This window comes from Rodentibacter caecimuris (assembly GCF_001019715.1).
Classification (GTDB): Bacteria; Pseudomonadota; Gammaproteobacteria; order Enterobacterales; family Pasteurellaceae; genus Rodentibacter; species Rodentibacter caecimuris.
This window is the reverse complement of the sequence record NZ_BBXJ01000001.1, coordinates 356,959-378,921: the sequence shown is the minus strand read 5'-3', so window position 1 is coordinate 378,921 and position 21,963 is coordinate 356,959. Positions and strand designations below refer to the sequence as shown.

The window sequence follows — 21,963 nt, the reverse complement described above, 5'->3', positions numbered from 1 at the left end:
TATCACTTTACTGTTTTGGAAATGAGTTTGCTACGCCGTTATATCAAAGGGTTTCGGCGTGGTATTTTTGCCTGATTTCTTAGCAAAGGTAAGGCTATTTTACTCGGCTTATATGCCGTGATGACGGCGACTGCAAATTTGCTCATATTGAGTGTTTAACTTACAACTAAAAGCCAACAAATTGAGAAATGAAACCATCATTGTAGGTAAAATTTTTGTTAGTGATAAAGAATAGTTTTAGAAGTTTATATTTTAGTCTAGAAGACTAACTCTGCTATACCGTTGGTAACCAAACATATATCAACATGTGGACAAACTTATTCAAGTCCAATTATTACCAATGTCTAGATAGTTATAAACTACGGTTATTTACACGCTATGGGAAAATTTTGCTTGAATGCAGATGGTTCTCTTCCTAAAGATAACCCTGAATTTAAAGGACAAGCAAATATATGAATAAAATTTTTAGAGTCATTTGGAATCATGCGGCTCAAACATGGGTTGCCGTTTCAGAGCTTTCTAAAGTGAAGGCAATCTCCTCCTCTTCTACTTCAACTAAGCCTGATTCGTTGAGTACTAATTTAATTAAAACTGTTGCAATTACATTGCCGCTTGTGGCTACACCTATCGTAGCTAATGCTTATATTGAGATGGGAGGTACACCAAGCCAAGGGCAAACTAGCACTAGCGCTAAGGCTAGACCTGGTCCTGCTAGTGCTAATACTTGGGCATACGATTATAAAAACCCTGGCAATAAATCTTATCGTGATACCAATAAGCAAGGCAACATAATCGATGGCTATTCAAGTAGTGGAGAATATGCATTTGGTATCGCAATTGGTAATAAGAGCAGTGCTGTTCAAAAAGATGGTACTTCAAATGGTATTGCGGTGGGGGACTATGCTCAAGCAACAGGTGGATTAGCTACCGCTATTGGTGCATTCTCAAATGCAGAGGATACAGGGGCAACTGCAATTGGTACCGCCTCTCGAGCCAAAGGGTTTAACTCCCTTGCAATGATGCGTCAATCTGCTGCAATTGGTGATTATTCTGCAGCAATTGGTTCTGTCGCCTATGCAAAAGGGAGTGCAAGTTTTGCATTTGGGGCGTCTGCGACATCAAATGGCAATCAATCTATTGCGATTGGTAATGCCGCACCGAAAACTCTTGATGGTTTACCCGGAGCGGCAGGGGAAGCGAAAAGAACCAAGTATGACGGTTTAAATAATACGCAATCAAACGGTGAGCGTTCTGTTGCAATTGGTTCAGGAGCGAAAACAAACGGTAATGATTCTTTTGCATTTGGTTCATTGGCAAGCACAGGCGAATTTTATTCTGCATATGATAATTACTTAGGTGAACAAGTAACTAAGCCCGCTTCTTCTAGTGCGGAAAAAGCCATTGCGTTTGGTACAAGTTCAAGAGCGATAGGTAATTCATCTATTGCTTTTGGTTACAATTCATTAGGTGCTAAAAACAATTCTATTGCATTCGGTGTAGAAGCTAAGGCACATAAGAATGATGCTGTCGCATTTGGTAGCAATGCGAATGCAACTGAGGCCAATTCGATTGCTTTCGGGAGTAATGCTCAAGCACTACATGAAAATGTGATAACGATCGGTAAGAACTCAAAAGCGACTAAAAAAGGTGCGATGAGTATCGGGGAGGGGGCAATATCTAATGCTAATAACTCGTTGTCTTTGGGAAATGGTACCGTTGTTAATCAAGCAGACATTAAAAACGCAAATGCAAAATACACAAATGATGCTTTTGATATTGAGAATGGTGTTGTTGCGATTGCCAATAAAGGTTCAGAGCGTCGTTTAGTGAACCTGGCGGCAGGTCGTGAAGATACTGATGCCGTAAATGTTAAACAGTTATCTGAGGTTAATGATAATTTAGCAAAATCCATTGCCGGAGATGGTTATATCGGCTATAGCATTGATGCCACCACTGGTCGCTATACTTATAAAGCACCTGAGTTTGATATTAAAAATCAGAAACTGAATAATGTAAAAAAAGCGGTAGAACTCGCTCAAACCAACTATGTCAGTGTTAATGCTGATAAAAGCAAACAAAAAGAAGTAAATAGTAATTATGATAATTTAGGCGCGAAAGGTACGGGATCTATTGCATTGGGTGAAATGACCGGTACAGGGAAAAATGCGAAAGATTCAATTTCAATCGGGCATAATACGAATGTAGCCGGTGCTAATACCGTTGCTATTGGTGCAAATATCAGTGCCGATACAGCCAGTTCGGTGATTCTTGGTGATAATTCTACAACGACAGGTTCACACGCAACTGAAACCGTAGCAAATAAAACGATTGGCGGACATACTTATAACTTTACCGGTTCTGTGCAAGATGCCGGCCATTTTGTCAGTATTGGTGGAAAGGGGAAAGAGCGTCAAATTAAAAATGTAGCTGCAGGTCATGTTGAAGCTAATTCAACAGATGCAATTAATGGTTCTCAGTTATATGCCGTTGCATCACGAATTGAGCAAGGCTGGAAAATCACAACTGATAAGGCCGGTTCGGGCGAAGTAGCCGGCAATAAAGAACAAAAAATTGCAATGGGCGATACCGTTAAAGTCATTGCGGGTAATAACATTAATATTACGCAACACAATGCCAATTTAACTATTGCGACTAAAGAAAATGTTAGTTTCACAAAAGTAGTAACGGGTAACACAACTTTAGATGATAAAGGTTTGACCATTAAAGACGGGCCAAAGATCACTAAAGATGGTGTTGATGCAGGCAATAAAAAAATTACCAATGTTTCAAATGGCACAATTGATGCAAATAGTAGGGATGCGATAAACGGTTCTCAACTTTTTGCAACTAACCAAAATGTGACAAATAACACCAATAATATTGCTAACAACACGCAAAACATTTCTAACAATACAAACGACATTGCCAAAGGTTTAAACTTTCAAGGCGATAACACAAGCGTAACTGTAAATCGTAAACTAGGGGAGACGTTAAGTGTAACCGGCGGTGCGGCAGAAAATAATTTATCTGATAATAATATCGGTGTTGTCGGAACGGCTGGCTCCGGTTCGGCACAAGGCGGTCTAGCGATTAAATTAGCAAAAGATCTTAAAGATTTAAATAGCGTTAATACCAAAGAAATTAAACTTGGAGATCAAACAAGTAACACGACTGTTAAGTATGATGGTGATCGTATTAAATACGGTGATCAAAGTATTGCTAATTTAGGTGACGAAAAACACATTACAAAAGGTGAATATGCTGTTCAGAATGATGGTTCTGTCACAATGACTTATACCGATGGTAATGGAAAAGCCGTCGCAAATGAAACAGCAAAAATCACGGGTATTGCCAAACAAGATCTTTCCAATATTAATAATAGTGGCGAAACTAAGATCAAAAACTTAGCGAAAGCTACAATCAATATGGAAGATGGCAAAAATACTAAAGTATCGTACCGTGATGTGAATGATGTTAAAACATTTAAGGTCGATGTTGAGGGTGCTTTAGCGGACGTTACTTCAATTACTAACGGTAATGGTTCAGGTAAAGTTGAATTCAGACCGGATGGTGTGGTGAATGTTAGCGGTAATAATGCAATCGGCCTAAATGGTAAAGACGGCCATATCACGGGTTTAACCAATACTGACTGGAATGTAACGAATCCAACTCCGGTGTCAGGCCGAGCTGCTACAGAAGATCAGTTAAAAACGGTATCGAATGTAGTAAACACCAAAATTGGTGATAACAATATCAAATTAGGCGGTAATTCAGGTACCACCGACGAACAAAATCTGTCTAAAGCGGGTGGTTTACAATTTTACGTAGTAGGCGGAGATAGTGCCAAGTATGTATCAACAACCGCAGCAGGTACGGATGTTACTGTTGATTTAACAAAAGATACAAAAGACAAAATCGATAATGCAGCCAATGTTAATTTAACTAATATCAATGATGGCGGTAAAACTGTAATTCGTAACGAGGCGAAAAAAGCAGTTAAAGTTATTAATGGCAAAAATACGGCTGTAACGAAAGGTGTTTATGGTGATGTCGATACTTATGCAGTTAATGTAGAGGGTGGATTAACCAATATTACTTCGATCACAGGTGATACCGGTACAGGTAAAATAAACTTTAAACCGAACGGTGTCGTGACAGTGGGGAGTGGTAATACTGCGATTAACTTTAACGGTGATACCGGAGATATAACCGGTTTAACAAATAAAACATTAGATGGTTCGGACTTCGGTACGAAAGGTCGTGCAGCAACAGAAGAGCAGCTCAGTCTTGTTAACAATAAATTTAATAATACGATTAAATTAGGCGGTGATAAATCAACTGCAACTGATGAGCAAGCTCTCAATAAAAATGGTGGTTTACAATTTAACGTTGTAAGCGGTGATAATGGTCAATATGTATCAACAACTGCCGCAGGTACGGATGTTACTGTTGATTTAACAAAAGATACAAAAGATAAAATTGATAATGCATCGGATAAAAACCTCAACAATATTACTAATGAAGGTAAGAAAGTTATTACCGGCTTAGGCACAATTGTTGAAGCTGGCAGTAATGTAATTGTAACCAATACAACCGATGCTACAACAGGGCAAAAAACCTATACCGTTAGCGCAATAGCGCAAAACTTAGGTGACGCAGAACTATCATACAAAGCCAATGGTGAGAATCAACAAAAAGTTAAAGTATCGCAAGGCTTAGATTTCACAGATGGTAACTACACAACCGCAACAGTCGCTGAGAATGGCAAGGTTCAATACGACGTAAACGTAGGCAATATTACAACCGGAGCAGATGGTAAAGCCGGTATTGATGGATCAAATGGTAAAAATACAGTTGCAACAGTGAAAACTGTCGTTGATGCAATCAATAATAGTGGTTGGTTGGCAAATGCGACAAAATCAGCAGGTGAGCTTGATGGCACATCTGTAGCAACTAAAGTAGCGCCAAGTGCGATCGTAAATTTCGATGCCGGTAAAAACCTAATGGTTAAACAAGATGTGACGGACCCTAATAACCAAACTTACACGTATTCTTTAGCAAATGACATTACTATTGGTGAAAAAGGTAAGCTGGGCACACCGGGTAAAGATGGGATTGACGGTAAGATCGGTATTAATGGCAAAGACGGTTCGTCCGTAGTTATTAATGGTAAAGACGGATCTATCGGTTTGAACGGCACAAACGGTAGTAACGGCTTAACTATCAAAGGTGATAAAGGCGCAGTTGGCGTTGATGGCACTGATGGTGCAAATGGTAAAGACGGTATGACCCGTATCGTTTATAAAGATGATAAAGGTACTAATCATACTGTTGCGACACTAGAAGATGGTTTGAGATTCACTGGTAATAATGAGTCTGTTGAAAATAAACACAAACTTAATACTTTGGTAAAAGTACAGGGTGAAGGTATTGATGAAGCCGCAGCCAAAGCGTTTGAATCTGCTGCCGGTAATATCAATGTTGTTGCAGATGGTAATAATAAGCTAGAGGTTAAACTTAACAAAGATATTAACTTAACTGATAAAGGTTCTGTAAAAGTAGGGAATACTGCCATAAATAACGGCGGTATGACTATTGCGAACCCGGCTGATACAACCAAAAACGTATCCTTAACAAACTCAGGTTTAAATAATGGTGGTAATCAAATTAAGAATGTAGCCAATGGTACGAATCCGACTGATGCAGTTAATCTAAGTCAGCTGGATTCGGTAAAATCGGCAGAACGTCATATCAAACCGGGTGAATACCAAGTAAATGATGCAGGCATAGTCACCATGAGCTATGTTGATGGTGACGGTAAAGATGTGGCGGGTGAAGCTAAAATCACAAATATTGCAAAATCAGATTTAAAAAATATTACTAATGACGGTAAGAAAGTGATTACCGGTTTAGGTACGATTGTTCAATCCGGTAGCAAAAATGTGACGGTGACACCAAACGAAGATCAGACGACAGGTCAGAAAACTTATACGGTTTCTGTTGCAGAACAAAATCTTGGTGATGCGCCATTAACCTACAAAGCAAATGGTACAAATGATCAAAGCGTTACCTTATCAAAAGGGTTAAATTTCACAGATGGTAACTATACAGCTGCCTCGGTAGGTAAAGATGGCATTGTTAAATATGATGTTAAGTTAGGTACAACGCCAACTACTCCAATTAATGGTAAGAACGGAAAAGATGGTGCAAATGGCATTGCAACGGTTCATCAAGTGATTGATATCGTAAACAACAGTGGATGGAATGCAAATGCAACCGGTAATGTAAACGGTTCTGCAGTAGCGAAAACAGTAAGGGCGGGTGCAGTAGTTAATCTGGATGCAGGTAAAAATTTAACTATCACTCAAAGCGGTACTGATGAAGCTCAAACTTACAGTTTTGCGTTGAACAAAGACTTAACTAATTTAGATAAGATTGTTGTAAACGGCACAAATGGTGTGAACGGTAAAGATGGAGTGACAATCACTGGTCCTAACGGTCAAAATGGTGAAGATGGTAAAGTCGGAATCAGCGGTAAAGATGGCAAAGATGCGGTTTCTATTTCCGCTAAAGATGGAGTGGGTCATATTGGTTTAACGGGGCCTAAAGGTGCTGACGGTAGCGATGGCGTGTCCGCTGATATTTCAGTAAAAGAGGGCAAAGCCGGTGTTGACGGTGAAGATGGTAAAGACGGAATTACCCGTATCGTTTACAAAGATAAAGATGGCAAAGAACATGAAGTGGCGACGCATGATGATGGTATGAAATACTATGGTGATGCAATTGCAAATACAAATGTCATCAAAAAACACTTAAATGAACAAGTAAACATTATAGGTGGTATTACGGACAGAAACGAACTTTCGGAAGATAATAACATCGGTGTTATTTCTGATGGTTCTAATAATTTAACCGTTCGTTTGGCAAAAAATCTTAACGGCATTAATTCGGTTGGTGGAAATAACTCATCAATTGTCTTTACCGGTAAAGATAATAATGATCCTTCCCAATCGGCTGTAACCATTAAGGGCGGAGACGTAAGTATTGATGGTAATAAAATTACCAACCTTAAAGATGGTGAGGTAAATGAAACCTCGAAAGACGCGGTAAATGGTTCACAACTTTATAATGTAACCAATGCAATCAATACTAAAGGTTTAGATTTTGGTACGCAGTCAGTCGGTAATGATTCTGTTATCCATAAAAATTTAGGTGAAAAACTTGAGATCGTGGGTAAAGGCGGAAAATCAGATACTGAGTATGATGCAACTAACATCAAAACTATTACTGAAAACGGAAAAGTTGTTATCGCTTTAGCGAAAGATCTCACCGCAAACAACGTCACTGTGGGTGAAAAAGGTGCTAATGGTAAAGATGGAGTTGACGGTAGTATCGGTGTGAACGGTAAAGACGGTTCTGCCGTGGTTATTAATGGTAAAGACGGTTCAATCGGCTTAAATGGTAAAGATGGAGCGAATGCGTTAACCATTAAAGGTGCCGATGGAAAAACCGGTGTTGACGGAAAAGCCGGTGAAAACAAAACCCGTATTGTTTATGAAACCAAAGATCCGAAAGACCCGAATAAAACCATCATCGAAGAAGTAGCAACACTTAACGATGGCTTAAAATTTAAAGGTGATAAAGGCGACGCTATAGCTAAAAAACTCAATGAAGAGTTAGAAATTTTAGGGAAATTAAATGCAAATGCTGATGTTACCGATAAAAACTTACGTGTTGATAATGAAAGCGATAAGTTAATTCTTAAAATGGCTAAAGTGCTACAAGATTTAACAAGCGCGCAATTCATTGATGAAATAACAAGTAGTAAATCCGTTATCAATGGCAATGGTTTAACCATTACACCTAAAGATGCTCCTGTAAATAAAACCGTTAGCGTGACGGATAAAGGCTTGAACAATGGCGGAAACCAAATTGTTAATGTTGATAGTGGTTTGAGGGATGCTAATGGTAACAAGGTATCTTTAACGGATGCTAAGGGCGATACGTTAAATAATGCGGTTAATGTCGGTGACTTAAAAGAATCGATTAATAATATTACGGATCCATCAAAAGGTGGCGGATTTGGTTTAACGGATGAAAATGGTAATGACGCTAAGGCAAAACTTGGTGAAACGGTAACCGTAAAAGGTGATGTAAGTGTAACCACTAAAGTGGTCAATGAAAATGGCAAAGCTAAGTTACAAGTCGGCTTAAATAAAGATGTCACCATTGGTAATAATCAAGAATCGGGCGCTATTACGGTTAAAGGTGAAAATGGTCAGGATGGCGTTTCTATCAATGGTAAAGATGGTTCTATTGGCTTAAAAGACGCTGATGGTAAAGATGCGATAACATTGAATGGAAAAGACGGCACTATTGGTATTAACGGTAAAGATGGTTCGAGTGGGGTAATTACAGTTGTTCAAGGTCAGGCTGGGCTTGATGGTAATGACGGTAAAGATAGTAAAACTAAAACCCGTATCGTTTATAAAAAACCAAATGGTGAAACAGAAGAAGTAGCAACACTTAACGACGGCTTGAGATTTACTGGTAATAATGAGGTTGTTAATAGCCACAAATTAAATTCTGTTGTAACTATTAAAGGTGAAGGTATTGATAAAGATACATCTGAAAACTTTAAATCGGCAAAAGGTAATATCAATGTTAAAGCTGATGGTAAAGGTACTCTAGAGGTTCAACTTGCTAAAGATTTGAAAAATGTTGATTCTATCTCAAATAAAGATGGTCAAAAAATTGAGTTTAAAGCAGGTGGAACAACGATTTCCGGTGGAAACTTAAGTGTTGATGATAACAAGATTACTAACGTGAAAGCAGGTGAAGACGATACTGATGCAGTTAATGTAAAACAGTTAAAAGACGGTATTGCTCAAGCAACAACAACGGTTAATCCCGGTAAAAATATTGATGTGATACCGACTAAAAATGCCGATGGAAGCACGACATATACTGTGAAAACTAAAGATAATGTTGATTTCACTTCTGTAACCACAGGCAACACAACGATGAATGATAGTGGTATCACAATCAGAGCCTCTGACAATGGTAAAACCAATGTGGTATTAACCAATAAAGGTTTAGATAACGGTGGTAATAAAGTTGTAAATGTTGCTGATGGTGAGATTAGTTCAACATCTAAGGATGCTGTAAACGGTTCACAATTACACAATGTTAAGCAAGAACTGGTTAGAGAAGGTTTGAACTTCAAAGGTCAAAGCGGACAGAGTATTCATAAAAATCTTGGTGAAACACTTGAAATAGTCGGTAAAGGCGAGAAAGCTGATACTGAATATGATGCTGCGAACATCAAAACTTATGAAGAAAATGGCAAAGTTGTTGTCGCCTTAGCGAAAGACCTAACGGTAAATAAAGTCACTGTAGGTGAAAAAGGTGCTAACGGCAAAGATGGTGCCGATGGCTCTATCGGTGTGAACGGTAAAGACGGTTCATCAGTGGTTATCAACGGCAAAGACGGTTCAATCGGCTTAAATGGGAAAGATGGTAAAAATGGCATTTCTATTAAAGGTCAAGATGGAAAAGTTGGCGTTGATGGTAAAGATGGCGAAACTCGTTTAGTTTATGTGGAAAAAGACAATCCAAATAAAACTCACGAAATCGCAACGACTGATGACGGCTTGAAATTCACCGGCAATAATGAAGTAGTAAACAGCCGTAAACTTAACAGCACAGTCACAGTGAAAGGTGAAGGTGTTTCTAAATCGCAATCTGAAAACTTCAAATCTGCGAAAGGTAACATCAATGTTAAGGCTGACGGTAAAGGTACTTTAGAAGTGCAACTTACAAAAGATATTGATCTTGGTAACGATGGTTCTGTAAGAGCAGGTAATACCGTTGTAAACAATCGTGGTATTTCTGTGAAAAATGGCCCAAGCATGACTGCTGACGGTATTGATGCCGGCAATAAGAAAATTACCCATGTTGCACCTGGTGAAGTTTCCGCAACCTCTACAGATGCGGTGAATGGCTCTCAGTTATATGCAGTTAATCGAAATATCAATAATATTAACAATAATGTTAATAGCTTAAATAACAAGATTAACAAAGTTGATAAAGATCTGAGAGCAGGTATTGCCGGGGCTGCAGCGATTGCCGGTTTACCGCAGGTTCGAGGAAATGGCAAATCAATGGTTGCGGTTGCAGCGAGTAACTACCGTGGTGAAAATGCGGTAGCCTTAGGTTATACCAAAGCCAGCGATAACGGAAAAGTATTGCTGAAACTAAGCGGTAGTACCAATACCCGTGGTGATGTTGTAAGTGCGGTCGGTCTTGGTTATGAATGGTAATTAGTATTCATAGCTAGCCAGATGTTATAAAGCTCAATCTTTTAGATAAAGATTGAGCTTTTTTCATTCACCATGTAAACACTTGTTTTGGACTGAGAGAATCAATTTAACTATTGAGAAGAAATGAATTTGGTCGCCTCTTGTTTAAAATTTCGAACTTACCTGCTTGGATTAAACTTAAATCTTTTTTACTTAATTTATTTTCTACGTTTCCACAATATCAAAAATAGGGAAATTACATTACTTATTTTTTTAGATTCATTTACATATTTGAAGATTAAGGATACGCCAATTTTGATTTATTGTTATAGCGATAGATTTCATCCTATTAGATAAAAAAATAAACTATTATTAAATATAAAATCCCTGATATTGTGGAGTGTTAATGATTATTTAATATTTTAGATGTCAGTTTTCGTGATGCTTGTTTATCCTGAAAAAACTTAATACAACAGATAAAAACCACCTTCTGTGAAGGTGATTATAGCCTTAAAAGGCTTTGCCTGAATAAATCGACTCATAGAAAATCCTTTTGGAAGTTATCCCCATAACGCATATAAGGAAAAAAATATGAGTCGATTTAAGAAATCATCGCATGTGATTTGGTATTGTCAATATCATTTAGTTTGGACGCCGAAATGTCGTTTTAGAATATTAAAAGATAAAGTAGGTAGGGAAGTTTATGTTCATCTAAGAATATTATGTGAGCAGCTTAAAGTAGAAATAATAGAATTAAACGTTCAAATAGATCATGTTCATTTGTTGGTTAATATTCCGCCGAAGATATCAGTTTCAGAAATAATAGGACATTTAAAAGATAGGACAGCGATAAGATTGTTCAATAAGTTTCCCTATTTGAGGAAGCATAAATTATGGGGCTCACTTTTGGGCAAGAGGTTACTGTGTTGACACCGTAGGTGTCAATGCAGAAATGATACTAAGATATGTGAAGTATCAAGAGAAACATGAGTTTGAAGACAAGCAATTAAGTCTTTCAACGGAATAAAATTTGGATTCTCAGAATCGAAATTTAAAAACGCCCCTATGGGGCGCAAATTAAAGCCACCTTCTATGAAGGTGGATTTTTACTCTCACCAAAACACTCAAAATTTTAACCGCACTTTTAGATGGGATGTAACTACTTTCTTTTCTTCTGTTTAGGTTTTCCACGTTGTTTTTGTAACACCTCTAATGGCGTATTACTTTCATCTTGGATATTGCCCCAATAACCGAGTAAACGACCGGCGTGTAATGAGAGTACCTTTGGATATTCAAATAAGTTTGGACAGGGGGCTTGATAACCAAATTTTTTGTTTTCTTTTACGCTGATAATCACATAACCTTTGACTTGATCACATAATGAATCAAAGCTGGTTGCAGGGTGAAAGGAAGGTAATCCTTCGATTTTAGGTGATTCCTCTTTGAAATAATGCGCAATTTTTTCTTCTAGAAAGGCTTTTTTCGGCAATGTCTTACAATATAACCCGCCGTCAATCCAGTTAAACATCAAACCGAATAGCCATTCAGAAATGCCTTTTCTACCCTCAATTGCGTTCATAATTTCATCAATCCGTTCTTGTGGCGTTGCAGGGTTCATAAAATCAACGAGTATTTTTTTCAAATAAGGCGTGGTATTAAATTTTACTAACTCTTGTCTTAAAAAAGGCAATAAGGTAAGAGCCAGCATGGGGAACCAAGAAGAGCGATCGGCAATCGCAAACTGCGGTCCTCTGAAACAGGGTGTGCCTGTTCCTTTATCATGATAAGGATGTACCCAAAAAAATACGGTGGCATTAACCGCTGAAATATATTCGGGAAATGGGCGCATTAATTTATTGAGCTCGGTAATATAAAATTTTTTGCCAATATAAGTATAAATAATACCTCGTTTGCGATCGAATCGGGCCCGTTTTTTACTTGGTCGGAAAAGAATAAAAAAGAGTACGAGGTATTTGCCTACATAGTAGTAGCCTTTCCAAACTTCATGTTTATGGCGATTCCACATTCCTGCTAAATATTCTTCTTTTGTTTTTCCATGTCTAGTATATCCGGGCTTTGAAAAATCAGCTGCAGATAGCCACTCCCTTTGGAATCTAGTTTCAGGTTGAAAAGTAAATTGTAAGTCTTCCAAAACGCTATATCTGTGACTTGAATCAATAAAATCAAAATAAATTGAGGCTGCAGTGATTACAATAAACACCAGTTTAAAGAAAATGCCCTTTCGTTCCTTAATTTCAATCGTATTATCATCAATTTTAACAAAACAACGGCGGAGTGCTTGTTGTAATGTTTTACTTAATAAATTAGCCATTTACTATTCCCCTAGCGCTTCTAATTTTTGTAAAGCTCGTGTATTTTGCTGGCTCATAAATTTTTTAAAGCCATCACTTTGATAAAGTTTGTTTACATTATCTCCTTCTTTGTCTGTAAATGTTACATAAGCAGTAAAAGAAGATGAAGTAATTCCATTAGCAGATAACGAGAAGTTGATGCTAATTCCTGAATAATTAAAATCAGTAATATATATGCCTTTCCCAGGAAATTCATGACAATATATCTTGAGATTGTTTGAATTTGGATGTGATTTGGTAAATTCCGCATAGGTTATTGTGATAATATCGTTAGTATGACTAATTTGCATTCCATGTTGAATAAAATAATCATAGAGTTCTTCATCAAAACCGTATTTTATTTTTATATATTGAGACAATTTAGATGATTTAGTCGCTATATTATCTGTATATGAAAATATTGAATTATCGGTTACTTGTGAATATAGTTGTTTAATCAAATTTTGATTTGAAAGAATTTTTGCATCTTCAATTTGCTCACTGATGTGTTCGGCTCTTTTCTCATTTGCCCAGTAGTAATATTTATCTCCATTCCCCCAAAATCCTCGTTCAACCCAAAGGGCAAGTTTTGATTTTCCCCAATAAGTAAAAATCACGCTGCCAATGACTATTAAGACAAGGGCAATTGCACCCGCGATACCTAACGCAAGCATGCCTGAAAAACCGCCCATTGTACCTATTGCACTTGCCGTTACGCCAACAATAGAGCCGGTTAATACTAAGGAACTACCGATAATAGAGGCTTTATCGCCACTATCAATGGCTTCGGCAAGATCCCCCATTGCGATAATAACCGCAATGACCCCCACAATAATACCGCCACCTAAAAAAGCATAAGCACGGATATTTGTGCCGATGGCTTTTAGAGTACCACCGGGAAGCTGAGGAGCTTTTGCCAGAGGAACTGTCGCGCCGGGATTACGGATAATTCCTAAGCCATAAGCAATATCCGCTGTACTGATAGAGATATCAAGAATAGATGAGGTACGTTGCAGCCATTCTTGTTGTGACCATTTCCCTAGTTTGGTTTTATTGAGTTTTTTATTGATCGGATCGTAACCTTCAAGGGATTTTATTCCATTGAAGACGGCGAGCATACCGATAAAGCGTTTTGAATTTTGTAGTTTTTCTGCTTGATTGGAATAGGATTCAAAATCGGCGATCCAGCTTCTTTTTTCTTCTCTTAGTTTCGCTTTTATTTTTGAAAGCGCCTTTTGACGTTCTTTTCTTGTTGCATTATCCGTTTTTGCTTGTGTATCTAAGTGTTCTATTAGATTTTTATGTAACCCCATAAACATAGCCTCAGGATTACCATGCATGGTCAGAAAGCCGTAAACCGATAAGATCTTTTTGTAATCAATCACACAATCTTTATTGGTTGACCATATTTTTATAATCGTATTTCCCACAAAAGTTAGGGTACTGTCCACTGAAGAGAACAACCGTTTTAAATTAGCTATCCTATGTGAAATGTCTGCAATCGTTTCCATTGAGGAAAATATCGCATCAAATGCCTCTTTAATAGATTTGCGGTATTGTTCTCCCCCGATAGCACCTTTTGAGGAATCGGGAGCGGTAAATAATGTTTCCAGTTCCTTTTGACCTTCCTGTGTACTTTCCAAGCCAATGCAAATATCAGCAAGAAGGCGACAATACACAAAAGCTGTGCGATCGAGTCCGGTTGTATTTATCGATTCTTTTTTGGATATTTCTTTAAGTAACGTAGGCATAAACTCGGTTAATAAAACACGTAACGGTTTACGCCGTTTTAATTGGATAAGTTGTTCTGTAAGCGCTTTTGCTGGAACATCGAATCGACTATAACTATCTGCAACTAATTTCGTGTATTTTCCAAAATCATTTGATAGTGCTTTTTTTACACCATTTTGATTAATGATTAGTTGTTCATTTTTGAATGGACATTCCTTTCCTTGGACATCATAGATCACTTTAGGATCAATGATATGACCAATGGTTAGAGGATAAGCGTATTCTTCGTGATAAGTTGCTTTTTTATCGATAAATTGAGTTAAAAGGTTTTGTAATTCACGCATTTCACCAATAGTATCTTCTAAGGCAACAATTAGACCTTTATCTTGTTCCCCGCATAGTGTTGGCGCTTTAAAGGCTTTTTTAATACGGGTAAAAGTATCCTTATTCAGCTCAATGCTTTTTTGCTCTTTGGAGAATTCAATAGCCAGTTCCCATAGCATTTCAAAAGGCGCACTATTTTTCGTGAGCTTTTTTGACTGAACATCTATTTTTGCCATAATAGCAGCGCGGGCTTGTTCATCTTTTTCCAGATGCTCAAATATCTCGGCTGACCAAGGATATTCACTGTATGCCATTTGAACCCATTGCTGGGTCTTATCGACAAATAATGTGTCTGTTATTAAAGGTAAACCTTCAACTGCTCTTTGTTCCCATTTACCGTTAGCCCCTTCATCCCCCCATTGATAGAGTACAAATTTAAAATTAGTTGTTTTAAGATTTTTATCTTCTTCAGTGATGAAGTTATTGCTATTTACATCATCTGCATGGGTTACATAACGAAAGACAAGCCATTTATTATTTTTATCGGTCGCAACGGCTCTATGTGTCGTTGGGGAGTAGATATAAATATACCCTTGACGTAATTGCTGGAGCTGATGGATACTTCCTCTTTTCATTTCGTTAGGTACTGATATATCAGCAATTTTGGAATATGGCAAAATTGCATTATCGTTTAATCTTTCACGTATGGAGTTTAAATAAAATCCACTTAAAGCATAACGAACGGGATAAATTGGGATAAAAGGTTGTTCACATTTATTGTTTGAGATAGATAAATTTTTACTTTCCTGAATCAAGCCTTCAAGTGGTTTTCTTTGTTGATTTGATTTTTCAGTGTTTTTTGTCATAGCTTTACCTGTTATTTATTGAGGCAATAAGTCGGTTTAATAAATATTCAGTTGCGTTAATTGTTTGGTAAGCGGTCTTTGCTTGAATTTGTGAAAGTAATTCAAAGTAATCCAATCCTTTTTCTTCGGCAATCGCCCGACCGCTTAAGTAAGTCCAATATTCTCGCTCTGATGTGTTTTCCGGCGCAGATTGTGTTTGTTTATATTCATCAAGCCAATGTTGCGCTTGGGACTCGGATAAATCAGGAAAATAAGGAAGAAGCATTGCAATGAGTTTTTGGCTTAATTTTTTCCAAGACACCTGTTCAAAGGCTCTTCTTTCCACTTCCCCCAACTCAATTTTGGCAGGCTGAGTATTTTCCGGTAACGGGTTTAAGCTAAAGCAAATAAATTCTTGCTCTACACGCACACCAAACGCTTCAATAATGGGGGCTTGCTTTTCTTGTGGTTGAACCGCTTGCTGCGCCGGCCGAGTATTTGAATTCACGCCAAACAATGCCGCGAGTTGAGCCGGGTAGTGGGTCAGTTGCGGCAGATAGCGATTGAGCACGAGCGGGTCGTAGAAGCGGAAAAAATACCACTTTTCAGCGTTTGGGTCATAAAGGTGGGTCCATTTTCGCAGGTGACGATAAACCTCATCAAAGGATTGACGGCTTTTAATAAAAATCACCGGATTAATCGCCCAATGGCTAAATACTTTGCTATCGGCTTTTCTAAACAAACGTTGTAAAAACGCCACAGTTTCTTCTTGGTACGGGTCAAATTCCAACAGGTAAGGAGATTGCTCTTCTAAGGTTTGCCCGATATTACCGGTATAAAGATTTGCCATACGACCGGCGCTCTCTAAGCGGTAAGGAAAACTGACGGCTTTGGCACAATCGACCACGGCATAAAAGTGCGGTGGATTTTGGCTGTGTTTTTCCGATTCTTTTGCTTTTTCTCTTTGTTTTTTATGTGCGGCTTGATTTAAGATTTGATGGTATTCCCCCAGCCCTTCAAAATCCGCAAAGAAAAGTGACCACACTTCGTCGGGCAGAACCGCAGGGGCAATAAACTCGGTAAAGGGGGAAAATCGGACGGACTGTCTGTTAAGAAAGGTGTCAAGGTGTTGTTTGGTTTGTCTCGCTTCATCGGTATATAAACAAAACAACGGCGAGTTATTGGACACTTGTTGCGCCGCCCGCCAAAGTGCTGCCTCAAAGCCATGTCGGGAGAGCCATGTTTGAATAGGAAGCGGTGCCAGTTGTGCTTGCCCGATAAGTTGATGTTGGTTGAGATAATACTCAACCTGCTGAAGGTAGTTTTCCGTATCTTCAGCCAAACAAAGTAAATAGGCGGTCTGTGTGATATGGGGTGTGACTTGATGGCTTAAATGATAATGGGTGAGCCAAATTTGTCCGGTCGGTTGTTGTGTGGACATAGTGTTATCTCCTATAACCCTTTGTTATTCGTGCAGAGAACAACAGGTTGTGGACCATATCATGGTAACGCATGATATAGGCAAAAATGCGGTTGATTTTTCAGATGTTTTTTTAATCTGTCTAATCATTCTCACTTTTCTCTCTTTTATCCGATAATGAAAACAGGCTGAAATTTGACCGCATTTTATTCTTATTTTTTATTATTATCCTTAATTCTTTATATTTTCATTCCTTCTTTTGAAGTCTATCGGCAATCACAAATCAGTTTTCCACTTTTTTATTTTTCATCGCTTCACATATTGGGCAAAGATCGTCTCCTTGGTGGGCAAGAAGGGCGAGGGTTTCGATTTTCTCCGGTGCCCCTCCACGAGTGATAAGGTCGCCTTTGACAGTAACTTTGCCTTTCAGGGTAATTCCTTTGGTGTCAATAATAATGGTACCGCCCGGACCAGCCACACGCACCTTATTTTCTGCCTCCATATTGGCGTGTTTGGTGTGATGTTTTAATAATTCGCCGACTTCCAGTTTGGCTTTAGCCTGTACCACATGTTTGTAATCCCGACCGGTTTTAACATCTTGATTGGCATAGATATCCATGGCGAGATGATTGCCGATATTTAACACCTCATCCTTTTCAATCTTAGTCATGCGGTTGCGATTGATTTTATTGGATTGGTCGCGCCCGACGGTTAAGGATTCATCCTGCCCGACGGTTTCCGTGCGGTTGTTGCCGATAGTGATAGTTTCGTCGTTTCCCACCTGTTCACTGCGATCATGTCCGATTTGGGTGGTTTCATCGTTTTTTACCACATTGTTTTGATCCCGCTCGGCATGAATAAAGACTTCTTCTTTGCCGTTTTCATCTTCAAAGCGTAGTTCGTTAAAGCCATTACCTTTGTGGGTTTTGGATTTAATTGTCATTCGGGTTTTATGCTCCGGTAGGGCATAAGGCGGCTCTGTTGTACTGTGATAGGTGCGACCCGTAATAATTGGTTGATCCGGATCACCCTCTAAGAAATCCACCATCACTTCATGACCGATACGCGGAATGGCGATATGACCGAACTGTGCCCCCGCCCAACCTTGGCTGACCCGAATCCAGCAAGAGCTGTGTTCGTTGTTTTGACCCTCACGATCCCATGGGAATTGGACTTTTACCCGTCCCCATTCGTCACAATAAATCTCTTCATCGGCAGGGCCGACCACATGTGCCATTTGCGAGCCCTCTACCACGGGGCGGGGCTGGGGTTCTGGTCGCCATTGGGTGGTGTTTGGAATGAGTTTAATGCGATTTTCGTAACGGTTTCCCTCTTCGCCGGCCTCTTCTTCTAATACACCGGGTTGCCAACCATAATGCTCAACGCCCACAATTAACCAATCCCGATTAAAGGCTTCACGTTGATGACCGGTCAATCCGAATACATAGCCGGGCTGCACGCGTAAATCATCACTTTGGGCAATGGCGAGTTCAGCCTCACGACGTTCATATTCCAAGCGATATTGGGTGAAAGGTTTACCTTGCGCATCACGTTTATAGCGTCCCGGATAATCATAACGTTCATAGATACCGTGATGGTTTTCGCTGAGTTCGCCTTGACGGATTTCGCCTAAGGCATTAGAGCCTTGCAAGGCGGCTTGGTGTTCTTGGTTATAGCGTGGATTGGTGAAGGTGTAATCCCGTAGTGTTTGAAGGGTAGGGCTGAGTTTTTCTTGATAAGCCCAATGCCACACGGCGGCTTCAGGGCGTTGTCCGGCAGGCATGGCGTTATAGACTAGATTGCCTTTTTTCTCAGAAAGTGCGGTGTTGTTGGAGAAATGAATGGTGTGATTGTCTGCGATGTGTTCAAAATAATAGTATGACCCTTCTTCGGCGGCGAGACGTTCAATGAAGTTTAAATCGGTTTCGCGATATTGCACGCAATATTCGCGTGTCCAGTAAGGATGTTGTAGATGAAATTGACTTTGTAGTGCGTTATTTTTTTGCAGCAGGGTTTCGATAATCTCTTGGGAATTTTGTTGTTGAAAAATACGTAAATCCGTTTGTAATCCGGCACGGCAAATAGAGGGTTCAATCACCATGTGGTAACGGGTGCGGGTAAAACCGGTTTTGCCTTGCTTCAAAGCCGTAACAACGCCATTAACATGACGTACTGCTTGTTCCCCTTGCCAGAAAGTTAGCGTAGCCGGGTGGTCGATGATAGTGAGGAAATCGGGTTCGGAACCGAAACTTGCGAGATCAAGTTCAAGACGGAATAGGGTGGAGAGGTGTTCTTTTAATTCGAAACGCACGACATCGAATTGGCCGGCTCCATTGACTGTGAGGCTATAACGGTAATCAGATTGAACGGTCATTTGAGATTCCTCCAAAAAAATGTATCGGGCAGTTAAAGACCATTATGAATGATAAACAATAAATTATGTTTCGGCTTTCATCACCGATTGTGAGGCAATAAGCTCCGCACCACAAGCGGTTTTCATTCTTTCAAGAGCGACAGCCCGCCCATTGGCGGACATTTTGGAGGAACCTTCTACAATAGGAAAGTTTCCTTTGCATTTAGGGCAAGCGACTAAATCACCTTGGCGGGCAATGGCTTTGCCTCCGGCTGTCATGGTTTGGGAGCCTTGTAATACTGTTCCGCCATGAGTAGTTTTATCTCCAATTACGATAACTCGACGTGCAGACATATTTTCCTCCTATACACAAAATTTGATTGGAGCATTTTAAACTAAAATGATTAAATTTTCTCTAGTTATTGTTTTTTTATCATTAAATAAGAAAAAGTGATGCTGATTGACTGATAAAGTAAATAAAGTGCGGTTAAATTAAGTCATATTATGCTTATACACATTAATTCATTTTAAATTTGACTCCTATCATTGATTTAGTAGAGGCGATTTCTTATAATTTGTACATTTTTCAGCATATCGCTTGTAAAATAAAAAAACAGTTTAACTTTCCAGAGAGGATTTTCTATGTCTAAAGCAGGTTCTGTCGCACCAAAAGAGCGCATAAATATTAAATACACACCCGCGACTGAGGGGCAAGTTGATGAAATTGAGTTACCGCTAAAACTTCTCGTAACGGGAGATTTTAAAGGTTCTCCTGAAGAATTAAGCCTTGAAGAAAGAAAAACCGTTTCTATTGATAAGCATAATTTTGATGCTGTGATGAAGCAGTCGGATTTATCTATTGAGATTGCCGTACCAAATCGTTTGGAGGAAAATGCGGAAGATCAAGATATAGGGGTAAACCTTAAAATTGAAAGCATGTCCGATTTTTCGCCTGATAGTATTGCGAAGCAAGTTCCACAACTGAATAAGCTTTTAGAATTGCGTGAAGCGCTACTCGCTTTAAAAGGCCCGATGGGAAATATCCCTGCATTTAGACATAAATTACAAGAGCTTATCGCTGATCCGAATGCAAGAGAAGCATTGGAGAAAGAGTTGGCTATCATTTTAGAAAAAGAATAAGGTGAAATCTATGGTTGCTAATAATCAAACAGCAGGCGCTGAGAAAAAAGTTCAAACAACAAGTTTGCTTGATCAAGTTATGGAGCAAACTCGTTTCAAACCGGAAAACGATGATTATAGTATTGCACAACGCGGTATTGCGGAATTTATTTCTGAAATGTTGAAATCGGACAGTAAAGACACTGTTGTAAATAAAACATTAATTGATGAAATGATTGTTCGACTTGATGAGAAAATCAGTCATCAGGTTGATGAAATTCTGCATAATGAAAAATTTCAAGAAATGGAATCTGCGTGGCGCGGTTTAAAATTACTTGTTGATCGTACCGATTTCCGTGAAAACATCAAAATTGAAGTGCTAAACGTTAGCAAAGAAGAATTACTTGATGATTTTGAATATGCAACAGATATCACGCAAAGTGGTCTTTATAAGCACGTTTATTCTGCTAATTACGGACAATTTGGTGGCGAGCCTGTTGCTGCCATTGTAGGTAACTATATGTTTACGCCGTCTGCGCCGGATATGAAGTTATTACAATATGTTTCTTCGGTTGGTGCGATATCTCATGCGCCGTTTATTTCTGCCGCAGGCCCTGAATTTTTTGGCTTAGACAGTTATGCCGCGTTATCTGAAATTAAAGAAATCAAGGATATTTTTGAAGGGCCGCGTTATGCGAAATGGCGTTCTTTAAGAGAGTCTGAAGATTCTAAATATCTGGCGTTAACTATGCCGCGTTTCTTATCGCGCTTACCTTATGATCCGGTTGAAAATCCGGTTAGAACCTTTAATTACTATGAAAGCATTGATGGTAAACACGAGAATTATTTGTGGAGTAATGTTGCGTTCTTGATGGCTTCAAAAGTAACTGATAGTTTTGCGAAATATCGTTGGTGTCCAAATATTATTGGTCCGCAAAGCGGCGGTGCGGTTGATGATTTACCATTGCATTTGTTTGAATCATTTGGGCACTTGCAAGCAAAAATTCCAACAGAAGTGTTAATCACCGATCGTAAAGAGTTTGAATTGGCTGATGAAGGCTTTATTCCTTTAACAATGCGTAAAGGAAGTGATAATGCAGCATTCTTTTCGGCAAACTCTGTGCAAAAACCGAAAAAATTCCCAAATACTGAGGAAGGAAAAGCCGCTGAAACCAATTATAAGCTGGGTACGCAATTACCATATATGTTTATTGTGAATCGCTTGGCTCATTATTTGAAAGTGTTACAGCGTGAGCAAATCGGTTCGTGGAAAGAGCGTCAAGATCTTGAACGTGAATTAAATGTATGGTTGAAACAATATGTTTCTGACCAAGAAAACCCACCGGCAGATGTTCGTAGCCGTCGTCCTTTACGTTCTGCAAAAGTAGAAGTATCTAGTGTGGCGGGTGAGCCGGGTTGGTATAAAGTTTCTTTATCTGTTAGACCGCACTTTAAATATATGGGCGCAAGTTTTGATCTTTCTCTTGTTGGCCGTTTGGACATTGATAACAGTAAGTAG

Annotated in this window: 8 protein-coding genes and 1 pseudogene; 4 read left to right on the top strand and 5 right to left on the bottom strand. The window is 39.0% G+C overall.

The features are described from left to right. The first annotated feature begins 452 nt into the window (after nucleotides 1–452). Nucleotides 453–10,322, top strand: coding sequence for a YadA-like family protein (locus PNEUHYL_RS01635; protein ID WP_059365547.1), 9,870 nt, complete (start codon nucleotides 453–455; stop codon nucleotides 10,320–10,322). Between the two features lie 570 nt (nucleotides 10,323–10,892). Continuing rightward, nucleotides 10,893–11,328 (top strand): annotated as a pseudogene (gene tnpA / locus PNEUHYL_RS01630) (IS200/IS605 family transposase). A 132-nt stretch (nucleotides 11,329–11,460) separates the two neighbouring features. Here tnpA and PNEUHYL_RS01625 read toward each other — a convergent pair. The 5 genes from PNEUHYL_RS01625 to PNEUHYL_RS01605 form a co-directional block, all read right to left on the bottom strand. Beyond that, the gene (locus PNEUHYL_RS01625) at nucleotides 11,461–12,633 is read right to left on the bottom strand and encodes a hypothetical protein (RefSeq protein WP_059365546.1); all 1,173 of its coding nucleotides are present in this window, start codon (nucleotides 12,631–12,633) and stop codon (nucleotides 11,461–11,463) included. Between the two features lie 3 nt (nucleotides 12,634–12,636). Continuing rightward, the gene (locus tag PNEUHYL_RS13640; protein ID WP_059365545.1) at nucleotides 12,637–15,573 is read right to left on the bottom strand and encodes a toxin VasX; all 2,937 of its coding nucleotides are present in this window, start codon (nucleotides 15,571–15,573) and stop codon (nucleotides 12,637–12,639) included. A gap of 4 nt (nucleotides 15,574–15,577) precedes the next feature. Then, nucleotides 15,578–16,993: a DUF4123 domain-containing protein gene (locus PNEUHYL_RS01615; RefSeq protein WP_059365544.1), complete on the bottom strand. Its 1,416-nt coding sequence runs from the start codon at nucleotides 16,991–16,993 to the stop codon at nucleotides 15,578–15,580. Nucleotides 16,994–17,255: 262 nt separating this feature from the next. Further along, nucleotides 17,256–19,346, bottom strand: a complete 2,091-nt coding sequence (locus PNEUHYL_RS01610; RefSeq protein ID WP_059365543.1) for a type VI secretion system Vgr family protein — start codon at nucleotides 19,344–19,346, stop codon at nucleotides 17,256–17,258. Nucleotides 19,347–19,409: 63 nt separating this feature from the next. After that, nucleotides 19,410–19,679: a PAAR domain-containing protein gene (locus PNEUHYL_RS01605; protein ID WP_059365542.1), complete on the bottom strand. Its 270-nt coding sequence runs from the start codon at nucleotides 19,677–19,679 to the stop codon at nucleotides 19,410–19,412. Between the two features lie 288 nt (nucleotides 19,680–19,967). On the opposite strand from PNEUHYL_RS01605, the gene tssB reads away from it, so the two are divergent. Both tssB and tssC read left to right on the top strand, forming a co-directional pair. Beyond that, nucleotides 19,968–20,465 carry a type VI secretion system contractile sheath small subunit gene (tssB, locus tag PNEUHYL_RS01600; protein ID WP_059365541.1) on the top strand — a complete coding sequence of 166 codons (498 nt, stop codon included), beginning with the start codon at nucleotides 19,968–19,970 and terminating at the stop codon, nucleotides 20,463–20,465. A gap of 10 nt (nucleotides 20,466–20,475) precedes the next feature. Beyond that, nucleotides 20,476–21,963: a type VI secretion system contractile sheath large subunit gene (gene tssC / locus PNEUHYL_RS01595; RefSeq protein WP_059365540.1), complete on the top strand. Its 1,488-nt coding sequence runs from the start codon at nucleotides 20,476–20,478 to the stop codon at nucleotides 21,961–21,963.

What these genes read in the sequence shown, in the direction of transcription:
- PNEUHYL_RS01625 (WP_059365546.1), bottom strand. Translation starts at nt 12,633, where the DNA reads ATGGCTAATTTATTAAGTAAAACATTACAACAAGCACTCCGCCGTTGT.
- PNEUHYL_RS13640 (WP_059365545.1), bottom strand. Translation starts at nt 15,573, where the DNA reads ATGACAAAAAACACTGAAAAATCAAATCAACAAAGAAAACCACTTGAA.
- PNEUHYL_RS01610 (WP_059365543.1), bottom strand. Translation starts at nt 19,346, where the DNA reads ATGACCGTTCAATCTGATTACCGTTATAGCCTCACAGTCAATGGAGCC.
- PNEUHYL_RS01605 (WP_059365542.1), bottom strand. Translation starts at nt 19,679, where the DNA reads ATGTCTGCACGTCGAGTTATCGTAATTGGAGATAAAACTACTCATGGC.
- PNEUHYL_RS01635 (WP_059365547.1), top strand. Translation starts at nt 453, where the DNA reads ATGAATAAAATTTTTAGAGTCATTTGGAATCATGCGGCTCAAACATGG.
- PNEUHYL_RS01615 (WP_059365544.1), bottom strand. Translation starts at nt 16,993, where the DNA reads ATGTCCACACAACAACCGACCGGACAAATTTGGCTCACCCATTATCAT.
- tssB (WP_059365541.1), top strand. Translation starts at nt 19,968, where the DNA reads ATGTCTAAAGCAGGTTCTGTCGCACCAAAAGAGCGCATAAATATTAAA.
- tssC (WP_059365540.1), top strand. Translation starts at nt 20,476, where the DNA reads ATGGTTGCTAATAATCAAACAGCAGGCGCTGAGAAAAAAGTTCAAACA.